Genomic DNA, 25273 nt, shown 5'->3' on the forward strand with positions numbered 1-25273 from the left:
CTTTTTTACTTGTCCCCTCGACTTTAATGAACAAAGGGGACAAACCCTAATAAAAGGGAACTAAAAACAGTGTTTGAGAAAACAGACCAACAACTAATAACCAAAGCGCTGCAGGGCAATAAACAAGCCTGGCTCAATTTGCTTAAACGTTATGAAAAACCTATTTACAACTATGGAATGCGCATGACCGGGAAAAACGAGGATGCGTTGGATCTTATGCAGGAAGTGTTTATTTCGGTGTTTCGTAATTTAGCAAGTTATAGAAATGAAGGCAGTTTTAAAAGTTGGCTATTTCGTATCGCGCATTTTCGGTGCATTGAGTTTTACCGACGTAAAAAACCAACTCAAGGATTGGACGACGCCCCCGAGATAGAAAGCGAAGAGAAAAGTGCGGCAGAGAGGATTCATACAACTCAAGAGAACAAACAGTTAGTGAGCGCGATGCAACGATTACCGTTGTCACAAAAGGCGGTAGTAGAACTGAAGTTTTTTGGTCAGTTTACTTTTGATGAAATCGCCGAACAAACCGGGATTTCAGTTAACACCGCCAAATCGCGTTTATATGGTGCATTAGAAAAGTTGAAAATATTGATGGAGGTCGATTATGCCTAAGCATGATTCACGGATAGATGGGACTGGGTCAGATAAGTCTCTCAGTAACCATTCTAACTTAAGCAACGAACACTTGTTAGGTCTCTGGGCAGAACAACAACTTACAGAGTCTCAGCAATATGAATTTGAGCAACGTTGTCTGCAGCAGGAAGAATTTGCCAAACAAGTAGAAACTTATAATATTTTTGCCCTGCAAAGTGAACATTATCACGATGACGAGGTACCAAATTGGGACAGAGAAAGTACGTTTGATATGCCGCAAAAAGCGAAATGGTGGCAATGGCAGGGTTTGCCAACGTTATCGTTCGCCACTTCAATGTTGGCCATAGTTATGGTGCTCACGGGTCTGCAGGTACGAATGGATGACGGTGCAATGACCATTAGTTTTGCTGGAAAACAAAGTACCCAAGAGATTGATCGCTTAGTGAATGATAGATTGGTGGAGTTTCGACAAGCACAACAGGTGGCGTTAACTGAATACACTCAAGCATTGGGGCAACAGCAAATGGATGCGAGTGCGCAGTTAACACAATATTTGTTAGGAGCTAGCCGCAAGGAAAGGCGGGAAGACTTTGCTGAATTGATTAAATATGTCAACGAACAGCGTGGTGACGATCAGCTATTTTATGCACGCCAGATAAACAAATTACAACAAAATATTTATGCCAAGCCTGACCTAACTGGCACTATTAACGAATGAGGAAGTATCTATGAGAGTCTTAATTAAACAAACTTTATTGGCGATGGCTTTAGGGAGTTTCGCTATTAGTCCGCTGCAAGCTAAAACTGATGAAACCAATATAAAAGAAGTGCGCAACGAAGTAGGCATTATGCTGAATATTCTACAAGCCACATTAAAACAGCAAAGTTCCGACAAGAATATTCGTTTTCGTGCTGAAGCGGTGTTTTATCTAGCTGATCAAGGTGTGGTGTTTGAAATAGATAGTGGTAGGCATGGTGGCAATTTTTTTGGTTTTGATTTGAATGGTTTAGTTAACAGTATTCCCAAAGCCCCAGTTGCACCTAATGCCAACCGATTTGAAATCAACATTGACGAAGATGAAATTGAAAAAATGGTGATGAAGTTTGTCGAACATGGTGATGACTACGATGACTATGATGACGAGTTAAGTGACAAAATGCGTGATTTAAATGAAGAGCAACGGGAACTAGGTTGGGAGAGACGAGAGTTTGATCGTACGCTCAGAGATCTGGAATTTGAAAAACGTAACGCCGATACACAACGTCGCAAAGAGATTCAGAACCGCCAAAAAGCGCTCCACGACCAGGTGGCTAGACTCGAAATAAAAACCAAGGAGTTAGAAAAATTTCGTAGTGAATTGGAAACCGAACGTAATCAGGCGTTAGCAAAACGTCAAGCTGTTAAACAACAGCTATATAAAGAATCACTATCGCTATTTGAAGATACCATAGGCAACATGTTGTGCCGTTACGGAGCTGGCTTAAGGTCCTTGTCTGATAACGAAAATGTGACATTCTTGTTGTCGGACTTTGTCGACGCAGATAATGACTCAGTAATAGGTTCGCACGATAAGGTGTATGTGTTTAAACACAAAGATATTCAAGCTTGCGTGACTGGAAAATTAAGCAAGGATAAATTACTAAGCGCAGCGAATACTTATCTATTTTAAATAGCAATTGACTTATTAATTCAAAAAGTCAGCTTCAGGCTGACTTTTTTATTACAAACCGATAAGCTAACTAGATCTTAGTCGCATATTGATATGTGATCTTATATCCCTTAGTTAGGACTTTACATGACATCTACTGTAGTAATTAGCGGTTCTGGTTTGTGGAAACCGGCCCATAGTATTAGTAATGAAGAACTAGTAACTGCATATAACGCTTATGCCACTCGGTTTAATCAGCAACATGAAATAGCAATAGAAAAAGGAGAGCTCGACTCCAAACCCCTCTCAAGTGCTGAATTTATTGAAAAAGCCTCAGGAATAAAAAGTCGTCATGTTTATGTGAAAGACGGGATATTAGACATAGATAGAATGCGGCCCAGAATTCCGGTGCGCAGCGAAGAGCAATTATCTGATCAAGCAGAAATGGCAATCCATGCGGCTAAAAAAGCATTAAAGTCCGCTAATAAGACCGCAGCTGACATAGACGCAGTCATTGTGTCTTGTGCCTATACACAGCGCTCATATCCAGCCTTAGCAATCGAAGTGCAAGGGGCCTTAGGTATTCAAGGGTTTGCGTTTGACATGCTAGTCGCTTGTTCTGCGGCCACTTTTGCGTTGCATCGAGCCTACGAAATGATTGCCGCTGGCACTGCGAAAAGAGTGTTAGTAATCAATCCTGAATTGACTACACCACAGATTAATTTTTGCGACAGAGACAGCCATTTTATTTTTGGTGACGTGGCAACGGCTATGGTAATTGAAAACTCAGCGACTGCGGACTCTGCGCATCGTTTTGAGATTTTGAGCACCAAAGCGGTGACGCAATATTCCAATAATATTCGTTCCAATTTTGGCTATGTTAGCCATGCTAATGATGTTGATCCCTTTGCAGCCGAAAACCTTTTTCATCAAGAGGGACGTAAGGTATTTAAAGAGGTATGTCCTATGGCTGTCGAACATATTTCTGAACATTTGCAGCGTCACCAACTCGGCGCTGATAACGTTTCACGGTGGTGGTTGCACCAAGCTAATATTAACATGAATACATTGATTAGCCGTAAACTGCTTGATAGACAGCCGACTCTTCAGGAAGCACCAATAGTGTTAGATACCTTTGCCAATACCGCTTCAGCAGGCTCAATTATTGCGTTTCACCTTCATCACCTAGACTTGCAATCGGGTGATATTGGTTTGTTATGTTCCTTTGGTGCTGGCTATTCAATTGGCAGCTTAGTATTAAAAAAACAATAAAGAGCTGATGATGATAGCAACTGTTGGATACGCAATCAGTACAATAGGTTATGCCTTTCTGTTATTACTGTTGTTAACAGTTCGCAAGTCTGGATTAGCAAAGTATTTATTAATTCTAGCTACTGGAGCAACCTGTTTATGGTCTGTTGCTCCGTTCATGTTTGCCCAGCTTCCAGTGGAAAGGTTGTTACTCTTTGATAACCTTAAAAGTTTTTTTTGGCTGCTTTTTTTAGCGACATGTTTAAAGGATAAGTTTACCAATATTATCGAAGTCTTATCTCGCAAAGAGACGTGGTTCATTTTAAGCCTACCGATTACCGCCATTGCCATGCCGTATCTGGGAGTCGACAAAGAGTCATGGAAGTTTCTACTGCAAACGGTTATTGCTCTAGAAGTCTTGGTTTTACTCGAGGTTATATACCGTCAGGCGGGTGAAAATAGGTGGGCATTAAAACCATTAATATTGTATTTGGCTGTTATTAGTGTGTTTGAATTTGTCACCTTTGCAAATGCTTTGATGGTTGAACAAATACATATTAATTACATTGCGGCCAGAGGTTACATCTATTCTGCGATGATCCCTTTTTTGGTATTGGCTATCAGGAGAGTCGAAAATTGGGGAGTAGAAATCTATATCTCTAGAGATGTAGTGATGCATAGCACCTTACTAATGGTAGCTGGTGGCTATTTATTTATCATGGCTTTGCTTGGTTATGCGGTTAAATATTTAGGAGGGGAATGGGGAGCAACCATCCAAGTAGTGTTGATAGCCTTGTCGTTAGCATTATTAGTGACCTTGTTTCTTTCAATGAGTTTTCGTACCAAAATCAAGGTATTTATTACTAAGCACTTTTTTGCTAACCAATTTGATTATCGCTACGAATGGTTAAAGTTAACACATTTTCTCAATACCAAAGAGTCAGAGGACAACGTTTATGAAACCGCTTTACGTGGTTTAACCCAAGCGATTGATTACCAAACAGGCTGTCTTATTCAAGTTCAAAATGGAGAATTGAGAGTTCTCGCGAATATAGATAAATCGCAATTGAATGAAGATGAACATGCAGTATTATTGGAATTTGCGGGGTTTTTTAACAATAAAAATTGGATCATTGACGTTGAAGAACTTAGAACCCAGCCCTACGTGTATGAAGAGCTAAAAGTGAATCATGGCCTGCTAAACGGCGTCTCGTTTCAACTGGCTGTCCCTATTTATGATGATGAAGAATTTTGGGGAATGGTGGTGATGCAAGGTTCTGACAACACCAGCAAAAAACTCAATTGGGAACTACGAGATTATTTAACAGCCGTCAACGCGCAAATTTCCAATTTTTTGTTTCATCATCGGGCAGCACAAGAATTAGCAGAAAACGCCCAATTTGCAGCCTTCACTCGGATGTCTGCATTTATTGTACATGACCTAAAAAACGTCTTGGCACAAATAGATCTGATTTTGTCGAATGCTGAACAGCATAAACACAATCCTGAATTTATTGAGGATACCTTTGAGACTTTGGAACATACCAAGGCAAGAATGGATAAAATGCTGTATCAATTAACTGAAAAAAATGCATTGCAAGATGGCGCTGATAGCTTAGTTAGCTTATATGAGTGTGTGCAGCAAGTAGTTGATCAGCGATGTGGCTCTTATTTACCAGCACCTAAGGTGCAAGTGGACAGTGAGGTGCCAGTGGTATTGGATAAAGATAAATTCAGTAATGTTATCTATCACTTAGTGAGTAATGCTCAACAAGCAACCGATGATAATGGTAGAGTGGAGATAGATATAGAATTATCTGTTGATGAAAAGCATATGTTGATCAATATTGTGGACACGGGTTGCGGTATGAGCGAAGATTTTATTAATAGGCGCCTGTTTAAACCATTTGATACCACTAAAGGCAATGCCGGAATGGGCATCGGTGCATTTGATGCTAAAGCCTTTTTAGAAAAAATAGGTGGGCAGTTACTGGTACAAAGTAAACAACAACAAGGTACAACTTTTACATTACGTATACCAACAAGCTAAGGGTTTTAACACATGGATAAGATTTTGGTCGTCGATGACGATTTAGGGATCCAAAAACAATTAAAGTGGAGCTTTTCAGGCTACGAAGTTATTTTTGCAGAAGATCGCACCTCAGCTATCGCGCAATTGCGTCGCTTTGAACCTAAGGTTGTCACCTTAGATTTAGGCCTTCCACCTGACCCAAGCAATGCCTCAGAAGGATTAGCTACTCTAGAAGAAATCCTAGCGTTAGCTCCGCAAACTAAAGTCATAGTAGTCACCGGAAATAACGATAAAAAAAATGCGTTAAAAGCAGTGAATTTAGGTGCTTATGATTTTTATCAAAAGCCAATTGATTCAGAAACCATTCAAATTTTAGTCAGCCGCGCCATTAACCTTTTTGATTTAGAAATGGAAAATCGCCATTTAGCAGAATTGGCGCCGTCGATGGACAAAATCATCGGTCAAAGTGAAGGGATCTTAGTCGCAAGTAGAAAAGCTGAACGTATTGCACAAACCGATATTAGTACCTTGTTGCTAGGAGAAAGTGGTACGGGTAAGGAAGTCTTTGCTCGCAGTATTCACGAGCATAGCTTACGCAAAGATAAACCTTTTGTTGCCATTAACTGTGCCTCAATTCCAGAAAACTTGCTTGAAAGTGAATTATTTGGATATGAAAAAGGCGCGTTTACTGGGGCAAATAAAACTACTCCCGGCAAAATAGAAACGGCGCAAGACGGTACCCTGTTTTTGGATGAAATCGGTGATATGCCAATAGGGCTGCAAGCTAAAATGTTAAGGTTTTTGCAAGAACGAGTGATTGAGCGAGTAGGTGGACGTTCTGAAATACCGGTTAATATTAGGGTGATTTGCGCCACACATCGAGATATTCCAGCCATGGTGGCTGAGCAGACCTTTCGAGAAGATTTGTTTTATCGTGTAGGAGAAATCAGTATTCTGATCCCTCCGCTTAGACAGCGAGATAACGACGTTGTGTTATTAGCCAAAACATTTTTGGTGCAATATAACGAAGAATTTAATACCAAACTAAAAGGTTTTAGCGAGACCGCAATTAAAGCCATGAAACAACATAAGTGGCCGGGTAATATTCGCGAGCTACAGAATAAACTCAAATCTGCGGTAATTATGGCAGAGGGAAGCCACATTCAAGCTGAGGACTTAAGTCTAGTATATCAAGATGACGGTCCCAGTATTGACACCCTCAATTTACGAGAAGTCAGAGAGCATGCAGAAAGTCGAGCAATACGTAATGCCTATTTGGTCGCGGAACAAAATATGTCTAAGACGGCTGAGCTTTTAGGAGTAACTCGACCCACTTTGTATTCGTTGATTGAAAAATATCACTTAGAAGATGTTAAAACCGGCAGCTAACCCTGCCAAACTGCCAGAGCTGCGTCATGCCAAAAAGACATATTATTGAATCGGTGCTGGCTTTTATTACGCTCATATTGTTTTTGTTGTTAGGAAATAGATTAAGCCACTATATCGCTTTGCCCGCCTCATTATTGGGGCTTTTATTATTATTCTTTGGGTTACTTTTGTTAGGGCGAGTGCCTACAGCCTTAGAAAAAGTCAGTCAGTTTTTACTCAGACATTTGTCTTTCTTTTTTATTCCTCCGCTAATCGCTGCTTGGTTTTACGCAGAACAATTAGGCAGCAAATTATGGTTGTTTTTGTTGGCTATTATTGCCAGTACTTTTATTAGTTTGTGCATCACATCATGGTTAGGGCAGCGTTTATTTAAAGGCACAAAAAACACTGCGCCGCAGGACGATCATAGGTAGTGGACTGGCAATTCCTCACCCAGCTGATTTCAATTGAGCAACTTATATGGTTAGCGCTTACGTTGTTTGCTTATTTATTAGCCGTCTGGATTTTTAAGGGATTTTCATACAATTTATTGTTTCACCCCATAGTAATTGGTGCAATTCTGATTGCTGCCATGATCGCTGTAAGTACTACTTCGTTGCAGGATTATCAACTATTTGTACACCCTATAAGTTGGATGCTAGGCCCAGCTACAGTGGCGTTAGCAATCCCTCTATATCAGCAAATTAGAGTCATAGTTGCGGCGGGGAATAAAGGCATGTTGGTGATTATTATTGGTGGATGTATTGCTCCTTTGTTGGCACTTGGCTGGATAGCTTTATTTGATTTTTCGGGCTCGGTTCAATTGTCTGTACTGACTAAGTCAATAACAACGCCGTTAGCAGTGGATACCACGGATATTATTGGAGGGATTCCAGAGCTTGCCGCGGGTGTAGTTGTCGTAACGGGTATTTTAGGTGTGATTTTTAGCCAAGTGGTTTTTAAGTTGACTCGCTGCGATGATTCAAGAGCTAAGGGATTGGCACTCGGAACCGTTTCCCATGCAATTGGTACGGCGAGAGCCCATCAAATCGATGCCAAAGCGGGGGCTTTTTCAACTATGGCGTTATGCGTTAACGGTATTATTACGGCTATCTTACTACCTCTATTTTTCTGGTTGTTCGCTTGAGTTAACCCGCTTGCATCACTCATTTAAGTCGGAAAATTGTTGAAATGCCAAATTTACGGCGTACGAGTGGCACAGTAACTGCTTGGTGTTAAACATTAAATTGTTTAAGAAGATAAACGTTTGTCTATTATTATGCCTATCTATCCATCCCTTTTGACAGCTTTGGTTCTCGGTGTATGTTTAGCAGGGTGTTCGGGAAGTAAACTCGAGAACGACTCTAACACCGCTACACCAAGTGTGTTGGTCAATGCCGGCGCTGATCAATCTGTTGATGAACAAATCACCGTCACTTTAGACGCGCTGGCAACTGGGGAAAGCGAAGCGTTAACCTACAGCTGGACGGTCACGCCCAATATCACGATTACTCATGAGGATACTAGCCTAGCGACTGCTAGTTTTACGGCACCGATCACTACCCGTATCCTAACTTACACTTTTACTTTGGAAGTGACTGATGCAAATGGCAATAAGGGCAGCGATTCAGTGGAGTATCAGGTTAACCCAGTAAACAATCCTCCATCGGCACAAATACAAGTAACACAAGTTGAAGATTTAGCTAACAACCAATTTCCCGCAGGATTTGAAGTTACTTTAGATGCTTCTGGCAGCACTGATATTGATAGCACTGCTGTGAATGACCCCATTACGGCATACTTATGGCAACAAACTGCCGGTGATTCGGTTTTGTCTGGTATTAGTTTGCAAGGTGATAGCTTAGCTTTTATTACTCCTATTTTAAGTGAAGAAAACTCAGTGACTATATCAGTGACGGTGACTGACGAAGAGGGGGCGCAAGACGTTGAATCGGTTACTCTAACTATCCAAAGTGCAGCAGATACATTACCTCAAGTGAATGCGGGCACCAATCACCAGGTATTTAGTGGTGAAAGTATTAACTTAAACGGTACCGCGAGTACGACAGTTTCTACGTCTGAGCCGTTAGTCGCAAACTGGTTGAATGACTCTGAAAGGGATCCGCAAATAGAAAATATCAATGCTCTGCAAACTGTGGCCATTGCTCCTGCGGTAACCACAACGGAAGTAGTGACATTTACTTTAAGAGTCACAGACGCACTAGGGAATGTAGTTGACGACAACATTACTGTAACCGTTAAGCCACTACCTATCCAACCGTTGAACGATACAGGGGTGATTTTACAAGGCAATGACACACAAATATTAAGTCAGTATCAAGCTGACTATCCGGGGCAAGATGGTCAACGAGGCCAGGACATCATTCATGCAAATGGTTTATCTGAAAAAGCCGGCAGGGGAGATCAAGGTTTTGATTTTACAAGGCTAGATGATATCGGTGACGAAGTGGATGATGAAAGTGCTGCTTGGAGTTGTGTTCGAGATAATATAACTGGCTTGATTTGGGAGTCAAAAACCGATGCGTTCAGTTCTACGCTACACAGCAGTCAATCCAGCTATTCTTGGTACCAAATCGATGATGAAGAAATGGCCGATGGGGATGCGAGTGGTTTAGGGGCAAGTTGTTCTCTGAGCAGTTGCAACACCCAAGCTTTTATAGCTGAAGTGAACTCCCAAGGATTATGTAACTTCAGAGATTGGCGGTTGCCGACTCATAACGAATTATTATCCATATTACATTTAGGGCAGGCTAATGCGCCAATGATTGATGCTAATTATTTTCCACATACTACTGATTCGTTAACTGCTCCTGTGTGGTATTGGACTCGAGATTCAAGCGCCGATGGTTTTATCAACGAGCAAGCTCAGAATGCCTGGGCGATAGATTTTTCGTCGGGTAATGATAATTTCCTAAACAAATCGACAGCGGCTCGAGTGCGGTTAGTCAGGGCAGGGCGATAATATGCGAGAGACTATATGAGAATTACTTTATGAGAATATTGGGTTTAGTTTGTTTTTTTGTTTCTTATATGGCGGTAAGCCAAACTTGCCTTCCAAATTTTGATGTCGACTCAACAGTAAATGAGTTTGTCGATAATGCGGATGGCACGGTAACCGACGAGTCTTTGGGACTCGTGTGGATGCGCTGCAGTTTAGGGCAAGTCTGGGAAAACCAAACTTGTACTGGGGATGCCAATGAGCTGACGTGGCAACAAGCGTTGCAAGCCGCTCATGGGTATGAATACGCCGGGCAACAGGGCTGGCGGGTACCGAATATGAAAGAATTAGCCAGTTTAACCGAGCGAGGTTGTGTGCGCCCTGCCATTAATGAGTTGTTTTTCCCCAATACCTATTCTGACGACTATTGGACTTCTACTCCTTCCGTTGCGGATCCCAAACGAGCGTGGGTCATCGCGTTTTTTAATAGCAGTAATTCTCTTAAAGATAAAAGCCGTTTTGTTTTCACGCGACTGGTCAAAACTGCAGATTAACGCGAGTTTTGTTTGTCCTATCTGATCTCTTATTGCTTTTACTCAGTTTAAAGGCAAACTGGTATCCAATTTACAATTCTCGAGTTTATATGCGTTACTTGATTTTTATATTGTTTATGACAAGCCCTATGGTTCATGGAGCGTCTAATTGTGAAGTTTCACTGAATTACGGCGTTGTTGTGAGTAAACAGCAGATAAGAGTGATCAGTGAAGGTGGTCGGTCTGTTTATCAGATTAATCACCCTGCTCAACTGATAGTTCAAGGTAATTGGATTGAGTTAGATGCTCAACAAGAGCAAGAACTGACCGAGCTTTCTGCAGGTATTCATCAAGTTGTACCTAAAATGATTCTTTTAGCCAATGAAGGTGTTGAGCTTGCGATAGAAACGATTGAACAAGTGTACGGTGGATTGGTTAAGGACGACGCCAGTCGCAAGAAACTTCAAAAATCTCTCGAGCGTGTTCAACTTAGTGTGAAAGAAAAGTTTATTCGCGCCAATGATAATTTCTACATGGGGCCCGGTAAGCTTGAACAAGTGAATGACTTGGTTGATCAGGAGTTAGAAGAACAAATTGAAGAAGCGATGAGCACTTCTGTGGGTGGTATCTTATCGGCCATTGGTGGGTTGGTATCCAATGGTGAGGATAGTGAAGAAAAAATTGCCGCAATAGCTGAGCAGTTAGAAACGATGGGCGAAGGACTAGGTCAAAGTGTTGGGCCTAAAGCAGAAAGCCTAAAACTCAAAGCTCAATGGTTTTGTAATAAATTCAAAGAATTAGACAAGTCAGAAGATAGACTGAGAGCCTCGATTAAAGAATTGCAAGCGTACAATGTATTGGAAACCGGCACCAATGCATATATGCAGGAATAGCTCTTTGCAGCGAAAGAGCGTAATCAAAGTCATCACGTAGAGTTCATCTAACAGTCTGCAGTCAATTGCGACCATTCGTTATAGCAATTCTGTATAGCTACCCGCCATATTGAGAAAGCTAAGGCACGATATTGTGATTAATCCTAAATAGATTGCCGGGATCAAACTGCTGTTTAATGCTTTTTAGTCGAGCAAAGTTTGCGCCATAAGCCTCTGCCATGCAGTTTTCATCACCGTCTGGAATAAAATTAACATAAATACTGCCCATTGAATGCGGTGTTAGATTCGCATGTAATTGTCTTGCCCACTGTCGACAAAGTTCGTCATCTTTGGGATCTCTCCAACGGGTATGCACATTCAAGGTGAAGTGTGTTTCACGATTCAACCAAGGAGTGTCTTGCGGGGCTACTTTGGTCATAGCGCCGCTTAAATGCGCTAAGAAAATTTCACATTCATCGCTGGGCAAGGTCTGTATTGCGTTTTCAATTTGCGATATGACAGCGTCGTTTATCATCGCAAGATCATGACTTTTCCAATAATTTCGAGCACCTTCAGTTAACAGTGGATCAAAAGCGGCTTGCCAATTTACAAAAGGCATAGGGCCAATAGCCTCTGCAATTGGCTGGCCTATATTCCTAATTTTTGCGGTTGTCTCTTGGCCTTTAGGGATATCACCGGTATAACACATAGCTAACACTAGCACTTCTTTGCCGTGCCATTGTTCTGGTAGAAAAGGCAATGGAGGGGCTTTGCGTATGACTACCCAACAGGTCAACTCGTCAGGACTACTATTAATGGCTGCTTGGTATTGAGTGAGTACATTTTTTACATCGGCAAAAGGGTGCACTACCATTCCGGCTAAAACTTCTGGGCCAGCCTTGTGTAAATTGAATTCAAATTCGGTTACTACGCCAAAATTGCTACTACCGCCGCGGATCGCCCAGAAAAGATCTGAATTCTCAGTGGCATTGACGTCAAGTAATTCACCCGATGCGAGAACCAACTTGGCGCTGCGCAAGCTGTCAATCGTTAAACCGAATTTACGCGTTGTCCAGCCAAAACCGCCACCTAAGGTCAAGCCGGCAACTCCCGTGGTTGAATTAATACCCGTTGGCACAACTAAGCCAAATCGCTGAGTGGCTTTGTCAAGGTCAGCCAAGGTGGCTCCGGGCCTTACCTTTACAGTCTGTTGTGCTTGGTTAATCTCGACATCAGTCATAGAGCTAAAATCAATCACCAGACCACCATCCACTAAGGCCTTACCTGCAATGTTATGGCCACCAGATTTTATTGCTAACAAAATACCGTGGGTGCGAGCGAAGTTGACGGCGTTGACGACATCTTGTTCATTGCTTACTTTTACAATTAAGCTAGGCAAGATATCTATCATGCCATTCCATAAGGCGCGCGTTTGGTCATAGTTTTGTGAGCTAGGCTCGATTATTTCACCCGATAGGTGTTTGTTTATGTCGCGTTTATCTATTTCTACTGTTGTATCATCCATTTTCTGAAAACGTATTGTATTCATTTAAGTCGTGCTCCTATTGATTTCCCTTTAAGGTCGTTAGCCCGTGGTTAAACTCGCTTTTTACTCTTAAATAATACTCTGCCAAGGCTACGGCAATTTGCAGTTTGCAAAACAACTTGGCTTGCTAAGTATCAAAAACTGCTTTTATCTTGGTTTATAACAACCGATAAGTTAATAACCAATCTGCTTTATTTAATGTCCAATCGTCCATTTTTTGCACTACACTCTCAGAGTTAATTTTCTATTCTTTATAAACTCTAGCCACCTAAGGATAAGTGATATGGATGTATTGTCTGATGTGCTCGATACTATTCACATAAAGGGGGCCTTGTACTTTGAAGTGGAAGCTGGCCAGCCTTGGGTATTAGTGAACCCTCCCATGAACGTCATTGGTGGGTATATGTTGCCCGATTTAGAGCACGTTATTCCCTTTCACATTATGTTAGACGGCGGTGGCTGGGCAAAATCTTCTAACGAAGTTTCAGCCCCTCTAAGACTTGAATCAGGCGATGTGGTTATGTTTCCAATGGGGTCGAGTCATGTTTTGACGTCAAACCTCAACGATTGGAACGGAACCCCTGTTGAAGTGAGTTTTTATCAACAAACGGCCGCCAAACAACACCCATTTACTGCTGTAAAAATTGGTGAGGAAGGAGAGCGCGCAAAACTGGTTTGTGGCTATATCGGTTTTAATGCAAAACCCTTAAACCCACTTTTAAAGACACTGCCAGAAATTCTGGTGGTAAAAGAACATATGAGCAACGATGGGTTAATGAAGCAATTGCTGATTTCAACTTTAGATGAAATGAGTAATAGCAGTGATGGAGCTAAAAACATTGTCACTAAGCTAAGTGAGCTTATATTTACCCAAGCCTTGCGGCAACACATGGAAAATAGTCATGATAAGCAAGATTATAGTTGGCTGGCTGCGATGCGAGATGAGCTGGTAGGTAAGGCTTTGATATTAATTCATCAAGCACCATTCAAAAAATGGACCCTAGAATTACTCGCCAAAGAATGCGGTATGTCTCGCTCATCATTGGCGGAGCGATTTAATCAGCTTGTCGGACAACCTCCTATTCAATACATAAACCGCTGGAGAATGCAGAGCGCCACAAAGTTGTTGGCTGAAGGCATGAGCATAGTGCAAGTCGCTGAGCATATTGGTTATAGTTCAGATGCTGCTTTTCAGAAAGCCTTTAAACGTTACATTGGCGTCGCACCGGGTGAGTGGCGCGCTAAGCAACAACATTGAGTTAGTTTAAAATCATTAATCAGTTAGTACTAGATGATTGCCAAAATTGCTATTAGCTCAGAGCCGTTAAAGCATCATTTCAAGTAACGAATTTAAATAACGCCTACCTAAAGGTGTAACTTGCCACTGGTCGCTAGTCTCAATTAATAATCCACGGGTGATGGCGGTTTGTAGATTTTGTTGCGTTTTATTGTCTAAGGGTAAACCAGTGAAGTCTGGATAATCTGACTTAGGGCAGGGTTCAAGTAAACGAAAACGATTCATGAAAAACTCAAAGGGCAAATCTTCCTTTGGCACCACTTTGTTATCGCTAATATAACTGCGGGTTAAATCCATATAACCTTTGGGGTGTTTGACTTTAACGGTGCGAATTATTTGATTTTTGTCAGCCATAGTGATTTTACCATGGGCACCACAACCTATGCCTAAGTAATCACCAAAACGCCAATAATTTAAATTATGCTGACATTGCTGTCCTGGTTGACTGTATGCAGATATTTCGTATTGTTCGAATCCTGCTTGTTTAAGCAAAGCATCACCTTGCTCTTGAATGTCCCATAACAATTCATCTTCAGGTAATTTAGGCGGTTTAGAATGAAATTGGGTATTGGGTTCTATGGTCAATTGATACCAAGAAAGGTGTGGCGGTTTTTGACTAATAGCGGTGTTTAGATCAAACAAGGCATCATTTAAAGACTGCTTAGGTAAGCCGTGCATTAAATCAAGATTAAAACTGTTTAGGTTGATGCTTTTAGCCAAAGTGGCGGCTTTAAGTGCCTGATTTTCGTCATGAATACGTCCAAGCGCGGATAATTTTTCTGGTTGAAAACTTTGTACACCTATGGATATTCGGGTGATGCCAGCTTTGACATAATCCGCAAAACGTTGGCTTTCTACTGTGCCGGGATTCGCTTCCATAGTGATTTCGGCATCAGCTAGGAGATTAACCCTTTGTTTGACTCCCTCTAAAAGAGCTTTAATGGATTGTGCTGAAAATAAACTTGGGGTGCCACCACCAATAAAAATACTGTGAATGGCTCGGTCACCTACCAATTTTGCATCTTCAGATAAATCATCTAACAAGTGGCTAACGTATTCTGTTTCTGGCAATTGCTGCTGTTTTTGTCCGTGAGAGTTAAAATCACAATAAGGACACTTTTGCACACACCAAGGAATATGAATATACAAGGCTAGGGGAGGCAATTTTAGGGTGATAGGTGCTGACAAGGCGTTAACCAATTTTACTTTTTAATTGAGCCAAAAGTAGTTTTAATGCCCTTCCACGATGACTTAAGGCATTTTTTTGTTCCGCAGACAATTGCGCCGAACTACAGTTTTGTTCAGCGACCCAAAATATCGGATCGTAACCAAAACCGTTTTCACCGTGCTGCTCAGTAGTGATTTCCCCAAGCCATTCACCTTGACAAATAATAGGAGTGGGATCATCTGCATGGCGCATAAACACCAGCACACATAAAAACTTGGCTTGACGTTTATCTTTTGGAACCGTCGACATGACCTCAAGTAACTTGATGATGTTGCTTTGGTCTGAAGCATGCTCGCCAGAATACCGAGCGGAATACACTCCAGGAGCGCCACCCAATACATCCACAGCTAAACCAGAATCATCAGCAATGGCCGGAAGACCTGTTTCTTTAGCCGCATGACGAGCCTTGATAATGGCGTTTTCAATAAAAGTTGTGCCTGTTTCGGCCACGTCACTCACTGAAAATTCGCTTTGCGGCACGACTTCAATCGCTAAGTCAGTCAACATGCGAGCCAACTCTTTAACTTTACCTTGATTGCCCGTTGCCAGAACGACTTTATTTACACTTTTATAATCGAGCATTTAGGCTTTGGGTCCTCGCCCTTTCTTTTTACGACTTTTGATTTTAGCGGTACGTTTCGCCTTAAGAACCGCCTTTTTAGTTTTATTACTGACTTTTTTCTTAGTGGGTGGTTTAGCTTCTTTATTTTGTGGACGAAGCTCGGCAATGACCCGACGTTTAAGGGCTTGTTTGGTATAACGCTCAATTTTGGGTACCACAGCTATGTCATGGGCCTCAACCAATGAAATTGCCGTGCCTTTATTACCTGCACGTCCAGTGCGACCAATTCGATGTACGTAGACGTCAGCAGTGCGTGGCATATCATAGTTGATCACATGGCTAATGTTCTCTACGTCTATACCTCTTGCCGCGACGTCAGTCGCAATTAGTATTTTTACTTCACCGCTGCGAAACCGCTCCATGGCTTCATTACGTTTATCTTGCGGCATTTCGCCCTGCAACCAACAACAGTCGATATCGACGGATTGCAATTGACCAACCAGCGAAGCTAAACGTTCTCGAGTTTTGACAAAGACAATTGCTGTCTCGACTTGGTTTTGTAAGAGGTAGGTTAATAAGTCCAGTTTATGTTTAGCGTTATCCGCCAAGTGGAGCCACTGATGGATCACGCCTTTTTCTTTGCGACTCGAATCTGCTTCTAACTTAACTGGCTCATTCAACAACTCGTCAGAAAAACGGGTAATGCCAGTACCTTCTAATGTGGCCGAAAACAGCATAGTTTGTTTGCGCCAGCGTGCTTCTGCGGCTATTTGGTTAACAACGGCTGAAAACCCCATATCTAACATACGATCTGCTTCATCTAAAATCAGGCATTCAATATCGCGGCAATCAAAACTTTCTTTTTCGATATGTTCAAATAGGCGGCCTGGCGTTGCGACCAAAATATCCAGATTTTTCTCAAGTAAGTCTCGATCTGTACCGTAATTAATACCACCAGTAATTACCCCACACGTAATATGAGGTAGGTATTTACATATTGCTTTTGCTTGCTCGAAAATTTGTAATGCCAATTCGCGGGTGGGAGTTAGGATTAAAATCCGTGTCGAACCAGGTTGGCGTCGGGGGTAATCCAACAAAAACTGGCAAGCCGGCAATAAAAAGGCAGCTGTTTTACCTGTACCAGTAGGGGCAGAGGCCAAAATGTCTTTGCCATTCATTGCCTCTGGAATGACCTGAGCCTGAATGCTGGTGGGGGTTTTATACCCTAAATCCGTCACCGCGTGGATTAGGTCATCGTCTAGTTCTAGTTGTTCAAACATGTATGATTAAGCCTTGTTTAATCGTTGGCTTGGGAATTGTGGGGATTATAAAGGAGTGGCGAGGGAATTGCTTATTGATTTTTCAAAGTCAGGGCGATGAGTGTAGACATCTATGGAACTTTTGCTGGCGTAGTGAGTTAAGTTTAGAGGCTTTTATTCATTCGAAACGTTTTTTCAATTGATATTGGTGCAAAAAACGAGGGGCTAAATAATCTGGCGTAATGAATGCAGACCCTTTCTACATTCATTACTACGTTGAAAACTTAAGATTGGGAGTGAGGTTACCCCAAACCGATAAATTTCATTGCACTGCTTTTTTTCTTGGCGAAGAATCCTTTTTTGCTGTGGGTGCCTTTATTACTTTGTAATCCGCTTAGTTGTAGTCGTGATTTTTCAATGTCTTTGGTGGCAAGTTTGAGCATTGGGTCCATTTTCTTTTTCTTAATTTCTTCTACTTTGTCCATCCATCCCGGGATCCCAATGTCAGCGATAAAGAAGTTGGCTACTGTTGATGTGTCTGCGCAGGTTAAAAAATAACAACCGAGTATGGGACACTCATTGAATACCGTTAAATCTAGAGTGGAAGGACTGCTAAGACGTTTATTTCCAGCCTGCATTTCTTTGATTTCTAAGCCTAGGGCAAATAATTCCATACCTAAGGCCGCAACAGCATTACACATGCCAATCGCTGCTGTCGTGGCCGTGCCGCCATCTAGTACTAGACCAGCAATTTTTCCTCCAGTGGCAGCACTGTGTCTGGTCAGGTTGATAGAGTCCTTGGCTAAGTCGCGTTTTATTAGGACAATAATGGCTTCTGCCGCGGCCAAAGGGTCACCTGCACGGAACCCATTTTTTTGCGTGCGACTTTGATACAGCGCTTTGGCATCGGTAGCCACGGCTTTCGCGGCTTTGGCTGTTTTTAAGGCGCTTGCGGCAACACTAATAAAAGGGATGATTTCTGATATTAACTCACTTAGGATTTCCGAGGTCAATGCTTCGACAATGTCTTCTATGTTGTCTACATCGGCACAAGTTTTTATGAATTCTTTTGCCACCGTTTGCATTTGTTGCGCTGCAAAGCCACCACCTGAATGTGTGGCATTTTTGACTTTGTCGGCGCTTTTCTTAATTTTTTTTCCTGACTGCAACAGAGACTTAGCCGTTTTGGCCTTTTCAATATTGCCAAAAACCAGCTTTGTACCGCCAAACATGTTTTGCATCGCCATACGTCGGGCTTTTGAAAGTTCCGACATAGCAGCAAAATCTGCCATTGTGAGTTGTTGAGCCATCTTGATTCCTTTTCGTTAATTAACCCGAGCGAAAAAGAGTATAGTAATATCCACTAAGATGGAATAGGTTAATATTTAGACACGCTAGTTTAGCTGCGCGAATTAGCATATTGCGCCGCGGCCTGACTTCCATCAGCAATTTATATGTGTAAAAATAAATGTCGGAGTGTGGTTAACTCATTGTTGGGTTCTAAAAATAAAGTACAAGAAACTCAACCTAGGTTCTCAGACTCGACGCTTTGTAGCATTAAGTTCTTGTTAGCCATTTTCGACTTAAATTAATACCTTGTTTAGCGATGTATTATTTTTCTTATTCTTGTTTCCTCACCTAATCATTACAACTTGGCATCAGGTACTCGATTTAATATGTTTAATAAAACTATCTTGCAAGCAGCTTTAAGCACCCAAACTTGGTCAAAGGGAGCGAGGCTTTATCAAATGAATTATGTTGTCAGTGCTGCCTTGAACGACAACATATTGAGAGGGACTGTAAGAAGTGAGTCAGCGTTAAATGAAACGTATTTAACCCGTTTTGAATTTGACGAAGGTACAAATCGCGCCAAAGCTTATTGCAGTTGTTATCTTAAAAAAGATTGCAAACATGCTGCGGCTTTAGCTCATCATTATCTTGAAAATTTGCATGTAGGTTCGGCTTCAAATAATACGATACAAGAATGGCTGAATGAGTTTGCAACCGTGGAACCTCTGGTTTTTCAGCAAAAAAAAGCGCTGCTATATTTTATTAAGCAAAATAGTTATACCCCAAGTGATTATTTACAACTCGAAGTTAACAGTTCTAACCTAAAGAAAAATGGAGGTTGGAGTCGTACCCTAAATTTTGAAAGTTTAGATAGCTACTTGATTAAGCAACCCTATGTGGATGATCAGGATGTGCGAATTATTAGTGCGATGATCAGAAATCAACATTATTCCAGTGCCATTAAACATCATGATTTATTGCAACTGATGGTGAATACTGGGCGCTGTTTTTGGCAAACAGGCGCAGATTTAAATCATCCCATTTCGTTGGGGGCGCCCTTAAAAGCAAATTGGCAGTGGCAAAATAATAGGTCAGTGCACAAACTTAATCTTGTTTTAGAAAAAAGTAATGCTGATATTAAATTGATAAAGTCCCAGCCTATTAGTTATTACGACAGCAAAGCTAATTGTTTGGGATTAGTTGAGACCAATTTAAATTCCGAATTTGATATGCAGTTTCTCGATAGCCCGGCTATTTCAGAAGAAAAAATGCCTTGGGTGTTGAGTAAACTTGATATGACTCTAGGTGAAGTGGCTCAACAACTGCCTAAGCCCAAACTTAAGAAAGAATACAGTTTAACGCGTCCGGTTCCGCATATAAGGCTAGCCACACCCAATATTAACCAAGCGTACTACACGCAACTGTCTTTATGGTTCGCCTATAATGGGCAACTTGTTAGCCCGTTAAATAATAAACATCAACTGCCTTCACAAGAAGGGGAAGAAAGCACCTATCGAGATTTTGCATTTGAAAAGATGATCATAGAGTCTCTTAAGTCCTGGAATTTCATTGCACAATTGCAAGCTGTGAGCACCCATAAAAGTTTCGAGGGTGGTTATATGATGGTGTTACAAGGCAGACAACTTAATTTGTCTTTTTTGCATAATCAATTACCGCAGTTAAAGAAACAAGGATGGCAAGTTGAATATGATGAGAGTTTTCACTATCAAGAGTTGAGCACTGACAGTGTATTTGAGGCCAACGTTGAACAAGAGCAGGGGCATGATTTCTTTTCTTTAGGCTTAAACTTAAATATCGATGGTCAGAGTGTTGCGGCGTTTCCTATATTACTCAGTGCCTTGGACCAAATTCCTAAAGAAATCTTATTGAATGATGATAGTTACGCTGACAGTGAAGATAGTGTTTTTGTTGAGCTAAGTGCTGGGAAGTTCATTGCTTTGTCTTATCAGAGTATTCGACCTTTATTGAAACAATTTGTGGAGTTATATATTCCAGGTGCTTTGCAGGACGATGGCACTATGCGTTTATCACGCTTCCAAAGCCACCAGACTCTCAGTGAACTCGACAATCAAGGAATAGTGACACAAGGCGCCAATAGATTACGTCATTTGGCCGAAAAACTAAGAGATTTTGATGCAATTCAAACTGCAACTGTTCCCCAATCGTTGCAGGCTGAACTACGAGAATATCAGCATCAAGGTTTGAATTGGCTACAGTTTTTAAGAGAGTATGAGCTCAATGGCATTTTAGCGGACGACATGGGGTTAGGTAAAACCATCCAAGCTCTGAGTCATTTGTTACTTGAAAAAGAGCAAGGTAGATTGAATGCACCTTGTCTAATTATTGCGCCTACCAGTGTGATATTTAACTGGGCTAAAGAAATCCAAAAGTTTACCCCTGATTTGTCTTATGTAGTGATTAATGGCGTTAAAAGGCAAGAGCATTTCGACAACTTTAATGAATACGACATAGTGATCACTAGTTATCCGTTACTCCTAAAAGACAGTGAAATACATCAACAGCATAATTATTATTATTTAATTTTGGATGAAGCTCACTACATTAAAAATCCTAAAACGAAACTTTATCAAGAGATGTTGACACTTAAGGCTGAGCATAAATTATGTTTGACTGGCACACCTATGGAAAATCATCTAGGTGAATTTTGGGCACAGTTTAATTTCTTATTACCGGGATTTTTGGCGGGCTACCAACAATTTACGCGCCTATTTAAAACCCCGATTGAAAAACACAATGACCACGAGCGTAAAACGATACTCAATCAACGTATCAAACCTTTTATACTGCGTCGCAGCAAAGAGCTGATAGCCAAAGAGTTGCCTAAGAAAAGCACTATTATTCAAACGTTAAAAATCGATGGTAAGCAAGCTGAGTTGTATGAATCTGTGCGTTTAACTATGGACTCTCGCTTAAAAGAAATCATTGCGGCAAAGGGCTTACAACGCAGCCAAATTGAAATTCTTGATGCATTATTAAAATTGCGACAGGTTTGTAACCATCCACAATTATTGGCACTACCAAGTGCTAAAACAGTTCAGCAATCGGCCAAGTTAGAATTTTTGATGGAAACGCTACCTGAAATGGTGGACGAAGGCCGAAAAGTACTGATTTTTTCGCAATTCACTAGCATGTTAGCGTTGATTGAAAAAGAGCTGGTTGCGAGTAAAATATCCCACGTGAAACTCACAGGCAGTAGCCAAAATCGCCAGCAAATTGTTGATAAATTTCAATCCGGTAAAGTGCCAGTATTTTTGATTAGTCTAAAAGCTGGGGGGGTGGGATTGAATTTAACTGCTGCCGATACCGTGATCCATTTTGATCCTTGGTGGAATCCGGCTGTCGAAAATCAAGCCACAGATAGAGCTTACCGTATTGGTCAAGATAAGCCGGTATTTGTGTATAAATTGATTATCGAAAACTCCATCGAAGAAAAAATTCTGCAGATCCAAGAGAAAAAAGCTGAGCTTGCCAATGCACTTTTGTCCGAGGAAGTGGGTCAAGGTAACTTGAGTTTAACCGATGATATTTTGGATACTTTGTTGGCTCCGCTTAACTAATGGGTAGACGAAAGAAAATAGCAGATAGTAGATAGGAGATAGGAGATAGGAGATAGTAGATAGGAGATAGTAGGTAGGGGGAAGGGAGTAGATAGGAAGTAGGGGGAGCAAGTAGGCTTGTTTATGAATTCAGTTTATTAGGTTGCCTTGCATAAACTAGGTGTGGCCTTTACCCTTGGTTGTTTCAAAGTATGACGTTAAAAGAATCATATATGTCTTGTCAGCAGTGTTTGTTATCCCTGTTAGGGGGTGTGTTTTGCCTAGTCACTCAGATGGCACAGGGTAGTGGCCAAACAGAGGTTTTACCTACTCATTTTAAATCGTTAAAACCACAATCAATCCAAACTCAAACCATTTCAAACAATAGCTTGTTGACTGACAATCAACATATCAGTGGCCGTCGTTTTACCCTTCATCTAAAACAAGTTTCCATCGATATTCTGGTTGAGGATCTAATAGAAACCAGTGGTGTGTTGACTCAAAGTGCGCCAATTTTTGGGGCGAAAACTAAAAACACGCCAGCCCATACTGTACTAACTAGCAAAGGTAGAGGTTCATTTTCAACTTCATTTTCAGCTTCATTTAAAAGCGCAGAAAAAGAATGGTCACTGATTTATACCCAAGGTGAGAGTTCTGGTATGGGCGAACTGGTGGGTAATGGTCAACATCTATTGATTGAACAACGTGGTGATCAGGTATTTGTAGTCGATCTCGGGTTATCGGGTCTGACAACGGGGATATATCAAGACGATATTGCCGGGGAGTTGCCCCGTTTTACGGCATATCATAAAAACACTATTCACACTGCCGCCACCGCTGCAAATGATGAAGTGGTGGTAGTTGATGTAATGTTGTTATTTACTCAGAACATAGTTGATGTCTATCCTGATGAAATGACACAAACTTTGCTGAATTATTTGGTATTTAAAGCTAACCAGACGTTTTATGACAGTGGCATTAACATGCAATTACGTCTCGTGCATAGCCAATATGTAGATTACCCTGACCCTTCAAGTCGAGTCGCGCTCAATCAGTTACGCGAGGCACTTGATGGTAACCCGAATACAGTGACAGACCCTTCACTTGATAATATTGCCAGCCTTAGAGACACCTATGGGGCTGATGTTGTGTCTATGATCCGCACCCACGATTTAAATGAACGGGAAGTTTGCGGTATTGCTATGTTTCCTAACCCTGATTTGGATTATTTAGTCAACGTCAGCAATGTCGGTATCAGTGGTGGCTCAAATTGTATTGATACCTTTACCCACGAAATTGGTCATAACTTCGGGGCTGGACATCAACAAATAAATGGTATTTCGCAGGGAGTAGAAAGTGCTGCGGGTGCTTTAGTCGTGCCTGGCAAATTTAATACTATTATGAGCTCCATTGGCACTGGGGATATTAATCGTGACTTCGGTCTCGCAGTGTTTTCGAACCCTGAAGTGATATGTGCGGCCGTGCCTTGTGGTGATATATCTGTGGCGAATAATGCTGCCACTATTAACCACTTTTCTAAAACCAATGCTGCGCTGCGTGTTGCGGTAGCGGAGACAGAATTGCCTGCTCTTTTGCCTAGTCTCATTGATTCTGATGGAGACAATGTTTATGACAAAGATGACGTATTTCCTTTTGATGCGAGCGAGTACCTCGATACCGATTTAGATGGCGTGGGTGATAATAGCGATAGCTTTCCAGAAGATTTCAACGAACAGTTCGACACTGATATAGATGGTATTGGAAATAATGCCGACACCGATGACGATAATGACGGTATTGTCGATGATTTAGATGCGTTACCCCTCGATCATACAGAAACAGTGGATGCCGATGCAGACGGCATTGGTGCTAACTCTGACCAGCTCGATAACCACTTTCAAGAATCTCAAGACAACGACCTTGACGGCATAGGTGATCGTAGCGACCTCGATGATGATAATGACGGTGTAGCGGATTACTATCCAGCGACTCAAATAAGCGATACTGAAGCTTGGGTTGTGAGCGCTGGCAGCGACAGCATTTTACGATTTAACAGTCAAACTGGAGCATTTATCGGAAGTTTGTTAGAGGTGGCTGCTGGTGGCTTTTCGTTTAGGTCAGACGCGGTCCTGTCGCAATCGCAGCAATTATTCTTTATAGCTTTTAGCGACGTACTGGCTTTTGATAGACAAACTGATTCAGTTAGAACGGTAATTGATCGCCAAGAATTGAGCAGCAATTTTCCAGTACATTTAGCATTTGAAACTAACGAGAAACTCCTGGTCAACAATGGACTAGGGGGGAGCAGTATTCAGCGTTTTGACTTAACGGCTTCGGGTAATATTCAGGCTGATTCAGTCAGTGATGCTGATGTGTGGCGAGATTTTGTGGTGACAAGCGATAAGCGATTAATCGTTGCACAAAGGAGTACTAATAGTTTATTGGTATTCAATTTAGCTAATTTAACCGCATCGCCTCAAATTTTTAGCGATCAAGGCTTAAACAAACCCGAACACTTGGCTTTAGACAGCGCCGACAACATATACGTAACTAATGCGGGTAGCGAAGACCTCAGTAAATTTGATAACAATGGAAACTTTGTAGGTCAATTTGTGAGTGCGGGTAGCGGTGGGCTGGGTAAGTCAAGCTGCTTAACTATGGGGCCTGACGAGAATATTTATATTTGTAGTGGTGATACTAATGAAGTGCTCAAATATGATGGCCAGACTGGTAACTTTCTTGGTGTATTTATACAAGCTGGCGCGGGTGGCTTAGATCATCCTGTAAGCTTAGTGTTTGCCGGATTACCTCAAGATGAGTTTCGCGTTCAGGGAGAACATGATTCAGATGGTGACTTAGTCAACAATCTTGACGATGCTTTCCCCTTGGATAGTACAGAAAGTGTCGATACCGATAATGACGGTACGGGTAACAATGCTGATACTGACGACGACAACGATAACTTACCTGATAGTTATGAAATGGCTAACCATTTTAATTCTCTTGACTCCAGTGATGCCCAGCAAGATGCGGATAATGATGGTAGCAGTAATTTAGTAGAATTCGAGGCAGGTACAGATCCTAATGATGCCAACGACACACCAACGGGCCCTGATACGCCAAATAACAGTGATGGCAGTGGTGGGGGCAGTTTAGCGGGGTGGTGGCTGTTTTTAACCTTAACTCTAGTGATATTTAGGCCTAGAGAAACATCAAAACTGACATTGATTGATTTACGTTCTCGACATTGGTAAA

Annotated in this window: 19 protein-coding genes; 14 read left to right on the forward strand and 5 right to left on the reverse strand. The window is 41.6% G+C overall.

The genetic code is table 11. The annotated features are described in order from the left end of the window. The first annotated feature begins 69 nt into the window (after window positions 1–69). The 11 genes from ABJK37_RS15590 to ABJK37_RS15640 all read left to right on the forward strand — a co-directional run bounded on the left by ABJK37_RS15590 (window position 70) and on the right by ABJK37_RS15640 (window position 11279). Entirely contained in the window at window positions 70–612 is a 543-nt protein-coding gene (locus ABJK37_RS15590; protein WP_348355857.1) for a sigma-70 family RNA polymerase sigma factor, read from the forward strand. Then, the gene (locus ABJK37_RS15595) at window positions 605–1312 is read left to right on the forward strand and encodes a hypothetical protein (protein ID WP_348355860.1); all 708 of its coding nucleotides are present in this window, start codon (window positions 605–607) and stop codon (window positions 1310–1312) included. The genes ABJK37_RS15590 and ABJK37_RS15595 overlap by 8 nt, the downstream gene beginning before the upstream one ends. A gap of 10 nt (window positions 1313–1322) precedes the next feature. Next, window positions 1323–2264, forward strand: a complete 942-nt coding sequence (locus tag ABJK37_RS15600; RefSeq protein ID WP_348355863.1) for a hypothetical protein — start codon at window positions 1323–1325, stop codon at window positions 2262–2264. 126 nt (window positions 2265–2390) lie between these two features. Further along, window positions 2391–3515 carry a beta-ketoacyl-ACP synthase III gene (locus ABJK37_RS15605; RefSeq protein ID WP_348355866.1) on the forward strand — a complete coding sequence of 375 codons (1125 nt, stop codon included), beginning with the start codon at window positions 2391–2393 and terminating at the stop codon, window positions 3513–3515. Window positions 3516–3525: 10 nt separating this feature from the next. Beyond that, window positions 3526–5544: an XrtA/PEP-CTERM system histidine kinase PrsK gene (gene prsK, locus ABJK37_RS15610; RefSeq protein ID WP_348355869.1), complete on the forward strand. Its 2019-nt coding sequence runs from the start codon at window positions 3526–3528 to the stop codon at window positions 5542–5544. Window positions 5545–5556: 12 nt separating this feature from the next. Beyond that, window positions 5557–6915: a PEP-CTERM-box response regulator transcription factor gene (gene prsR / locus ABJK37_RS15615; protein WP_348355872.1), complete on the forward strand. Its 1359-nt coding sequence runs from the start codon at window positions 5557–5559 to the stop codon at window positions 6913–6915. 26 nt (window positions 6916–6941) lie between these two features. Next, window positions 6942–7328 (forward strand): CidA/LrgA family protein, encoded by a 387-nt coding sequence (locus tag ABJK37_RS15620; protein ID WP_348355875.1) that lies wholly within the window; start codon window positions 6942–6944, stop codon window positions 7326–7328. Next, complete coding sequence (locus ABJK37_RS15625) at window positions 7328–8041, forward strand: LrgB family protein (protein ID WP_348355878.1); 714 nt, start codon at window positions 7328–7330, stop codon at window positions 8039–8041. Before ABJK37_RS15620 ends, ABJK37_RS15625 begins: the two co-directional genes overlap by 1 nt. Before the next feature lie 120 nt (window positions 8042–8161). Next, window positions 8162–9877, forward strand: a complete 1716-nt coding sequence (locus ABJK37_RS15630; RefSeq protein ID WP_348355881.1) for a DUF1566 domain-containing protein — start codon at window positions 8162–8164, stop codon at window positions 9875–9877. Between the two features lie 29 nt (window positions 9878–9906). Then, window positions 9907–10407, forward strand: a complete 501-nt coding sequence (locus tag ABJK37_RS15635; RefSeq protein ID WP_348355884.1) for a DUF1566 domain-containing protein — start codon at window positions 9907–9909, stop codon at window positions 10405–10407. 89 nt (window positions 10408–10496) lie between these two features. After that, complete coding sequence (locus ABJK37_RS15640) at window positions 10497–11279, forward strand: YggN family protein (protein ID WP_348355887.1); 783 nt, start codon at window positions 10497–10499, stop codon at window positions 11277–11279. Window positions 11280–11397: 118 nt separating this feature from the next. On the opposite strand, the gene ABJK37_RS15645 is transcribed toward ABJK37_RS15640, so the two are convergent. After that, window positions 11398–12807, reverse strand: a complete 1410-nt coding sequence (locus ABJK37_RS15645) for an FAD-binding oxidoreductase (RefSeq protein ID WP_348355890.1) — start codon at window positions 12805–12807, stop codon at window positions 11398–11400. A 280-nt stretch (window positions 12808–13087) separates the two neighbouring features. Here ABJK37_RS15645 and ABJK37_RS15650 point away from each other — a divergent pair, with 280 nt between their 5' ends. Next, on the forward strand, window positions 13088–14062 hold the full coding sequence (locus ABJK37_RS15650) for an AraC family transcriptional regulator (RefSeq protein ID WP_348355893.1): 975 nt from the start codon (window positions 13088–13090) through the stop codon (window positions 14060–14062). Between the two features lie 66 nt (window positions 14063–14128). Here the strand turns inward: ABJK37_RS15650 and hemW are convergent, their stop codons facing one another. The 4 genes from hemW to ABJK37_RS15670 form a co-directional block, all read right to left on the reverse strand. Then, window positions 14129–15289, reverse strand: coding sequence for a radical SAM family heme chaperone HemW (gene hemW, locus ABJK37_RS15655; RefSeq protein ID WP_348355895.1), 1161 nt, complete (start codon window positions 15287–15289; stop codon window positions 14129–14131). A 4-nt stretch (window positions 15290–15293) separates the two neighbouring features. After that, entirely contained in the window at window positions 15294–15911 is a 618-nt protein-coding gene (locus ABJK37_RS15660; protein WP_348355898.1) for an XTP/dITP diphosphatase, read from the reverse strand. After that, on the reverse strand, window positions 15912–17171 hold the full coding sequence (gene srmB / locus ABJK37_RS15665; RefSeq protein WP_348355901.1) for an ATP-dependent RNA helicase SrmB: 1260 nt from the start codon (window positions 17169–17171) through the stop codon (window positions 15912–15914). Between the two features lie 281 nt (window positions 17172–17452). Then, complete coding sequence (locus ABJK37_RS15670; protein ID WP_348355904.1) at window positions 17453–18460, reverse strand: hypothetical protein; 1008 nt, start codon at window positions 18458–18460, stop codon at window positions 17453–17455. A 366-nt stretch (window positions 18461–18826) separates the two neighbouring features. Between ABJK37_RS15670 and ABJK37_RS15675 the strand changes: the two genes are divergently transcribed. Both ABJK37_RS15675 and ABJK37_RS15680 read left to right on the forward strand, forming a co-directional pair. Next, entirely contained in the window at window positions 18827–22039 is a 3213-nt protein-coding gene (locus tag ABJK37_RS15675; RefSeq protein ID WP_348355907.1) for a DEAD/DEAH box helicase, read from the forward strand. 212 nt (window positions 22040–22251) lie between these two features. Continuing rightward, on the forward strand, window positions 22252–25272 hold the full coding sequence (locus tag ABJK37_RS15680) for a reprolysin-like metallopeptidase (RefSeq protein WP_348355910.1): 3021 nt from the start codon (window positions 22252–22254) through the stop codon (window positions 25270–25272). Window position 25273 lies beyond the last annotated feature (1 nt).

This window comes from Paraglaciecola sp., assembly GCF_039964565.1.
Lineage (GTDB): Bacteria > Pseudomonadota > Gammaproteobacteria > Enterobacterales > Alteromonadaceae > Paraglaciecola.

What these genes read in the sequence shown, in the direction of transcription:
- ABJK37_RS15595 (WP_348355860.1), top strand. Translation starts at nt 605, where the DNA reads ATGCCTAAGCATGATTCACGGATAGATGGGACTGGGTCAGATAAGTCT.
- ABJK37_RS15600 (WP_348355863.1), top strand. Translation starts at nt 1,323, where the DNA reads ATGAGAGTCTTAATTAAACAAACTTTATTGGCGATGGCTTTAGGGAGT.
- ABJK37_RS15605 (WP_348355866.1), top strand. Translation starts at nt 2,391, where the DNA reads ATGACATCTACTGTAGTAATTAGCGGTTCTGGTTTGTGGAAACCGGCC.
- prsK (WP_348355869.1), top strand. Translation starts at nt 3,526, where the DNA reads ATGATAGCAACTGTTGGATACGCAATCAGTACAATAGGTTATGCCTTT.
- prsR (WP_348355872.1), top strand. Translation starts at nt 5,557, where the DNA reads ATGGATAAGATTTTGGTCGTCGATGACGATTTAGGGATCCAAAAACAA.
- ABJK37_RS15620 (WP_348355875.1), top strand. Translation starts at nt 6,942, where the DNA reads ATGCCAAAAAGACATATTATTGAATCGGTGCTGGCTTTTATTACGCTC.
- ABJK37_RS15635 (WP_348355884.1), top strand. Translation starts at nt 9,907, where the DNA reads ATGAGAATATTGGGTTTAGTTTGTTTTTTTGTTTCTTATATGGCGGTA.
- ABJK37_RS15640 (WP_348355887.1), top strand. Translation starts at nt 10,497, where the DNA reads ATGCGTTACTTGATTTTTATATTGTTTATGACAAGCCCTATGGTTCAT.
- ABJK37_RS15645 (WP_348355890.1), bottom strand. Translation starts at nt 12,807, where the DNA reads ATGAATACAATACGTTTTCAGAAAATGGATGATACAACAGTAGAAATA.
- ABJK37_RS15650 (WP_348355893.1), top strand. Translation starts at nt 13,088, where the DNA reads ATGGATGTATTGTCTGATGTGCTCGATACTATTCACATAAAGGGGGCC.
- ABJK37_RS15660 (WP_348355898.1), bottom strand. Translation starts at nt 15,911, where the DNA reads ATGCTCGATTATAAAAGTGTAAATAAAGTCGTTCTGGCAACGGGCAAT.
- srmB (WP_348355901.1), bottom strand. Translation starts at nt 17,171, where the DNA reads ATGTTTGAACAACTAGAACTAGACGATGACCTAATCCACGCGGTGACG.
- ABJK37_RS15670 (WP_348355904.1), bottom strand. Translation starts at nt 18,460, where the DNA reads ATGGCTCAACAACTCACAATGGCAGATTTTGCTGCTATGTCGGAACTT.
- ABJK37_RS15675 (WP_348355907.1), top strand. Translation starts at nt 18,827, where the DNA reads ATGTTTAATAAAACTATCTTGCAAGCAGCTTTAAGCACCCAAACTTGG.
- ABJK37_RS15680 (WP_348355910.1), top strand. Translation starts at nt 22,252, where the DNA reads ATGTCTTGTCAGCAGTGTTTGTTATCCCTGTTAGGGGGTGTGTTTTGC.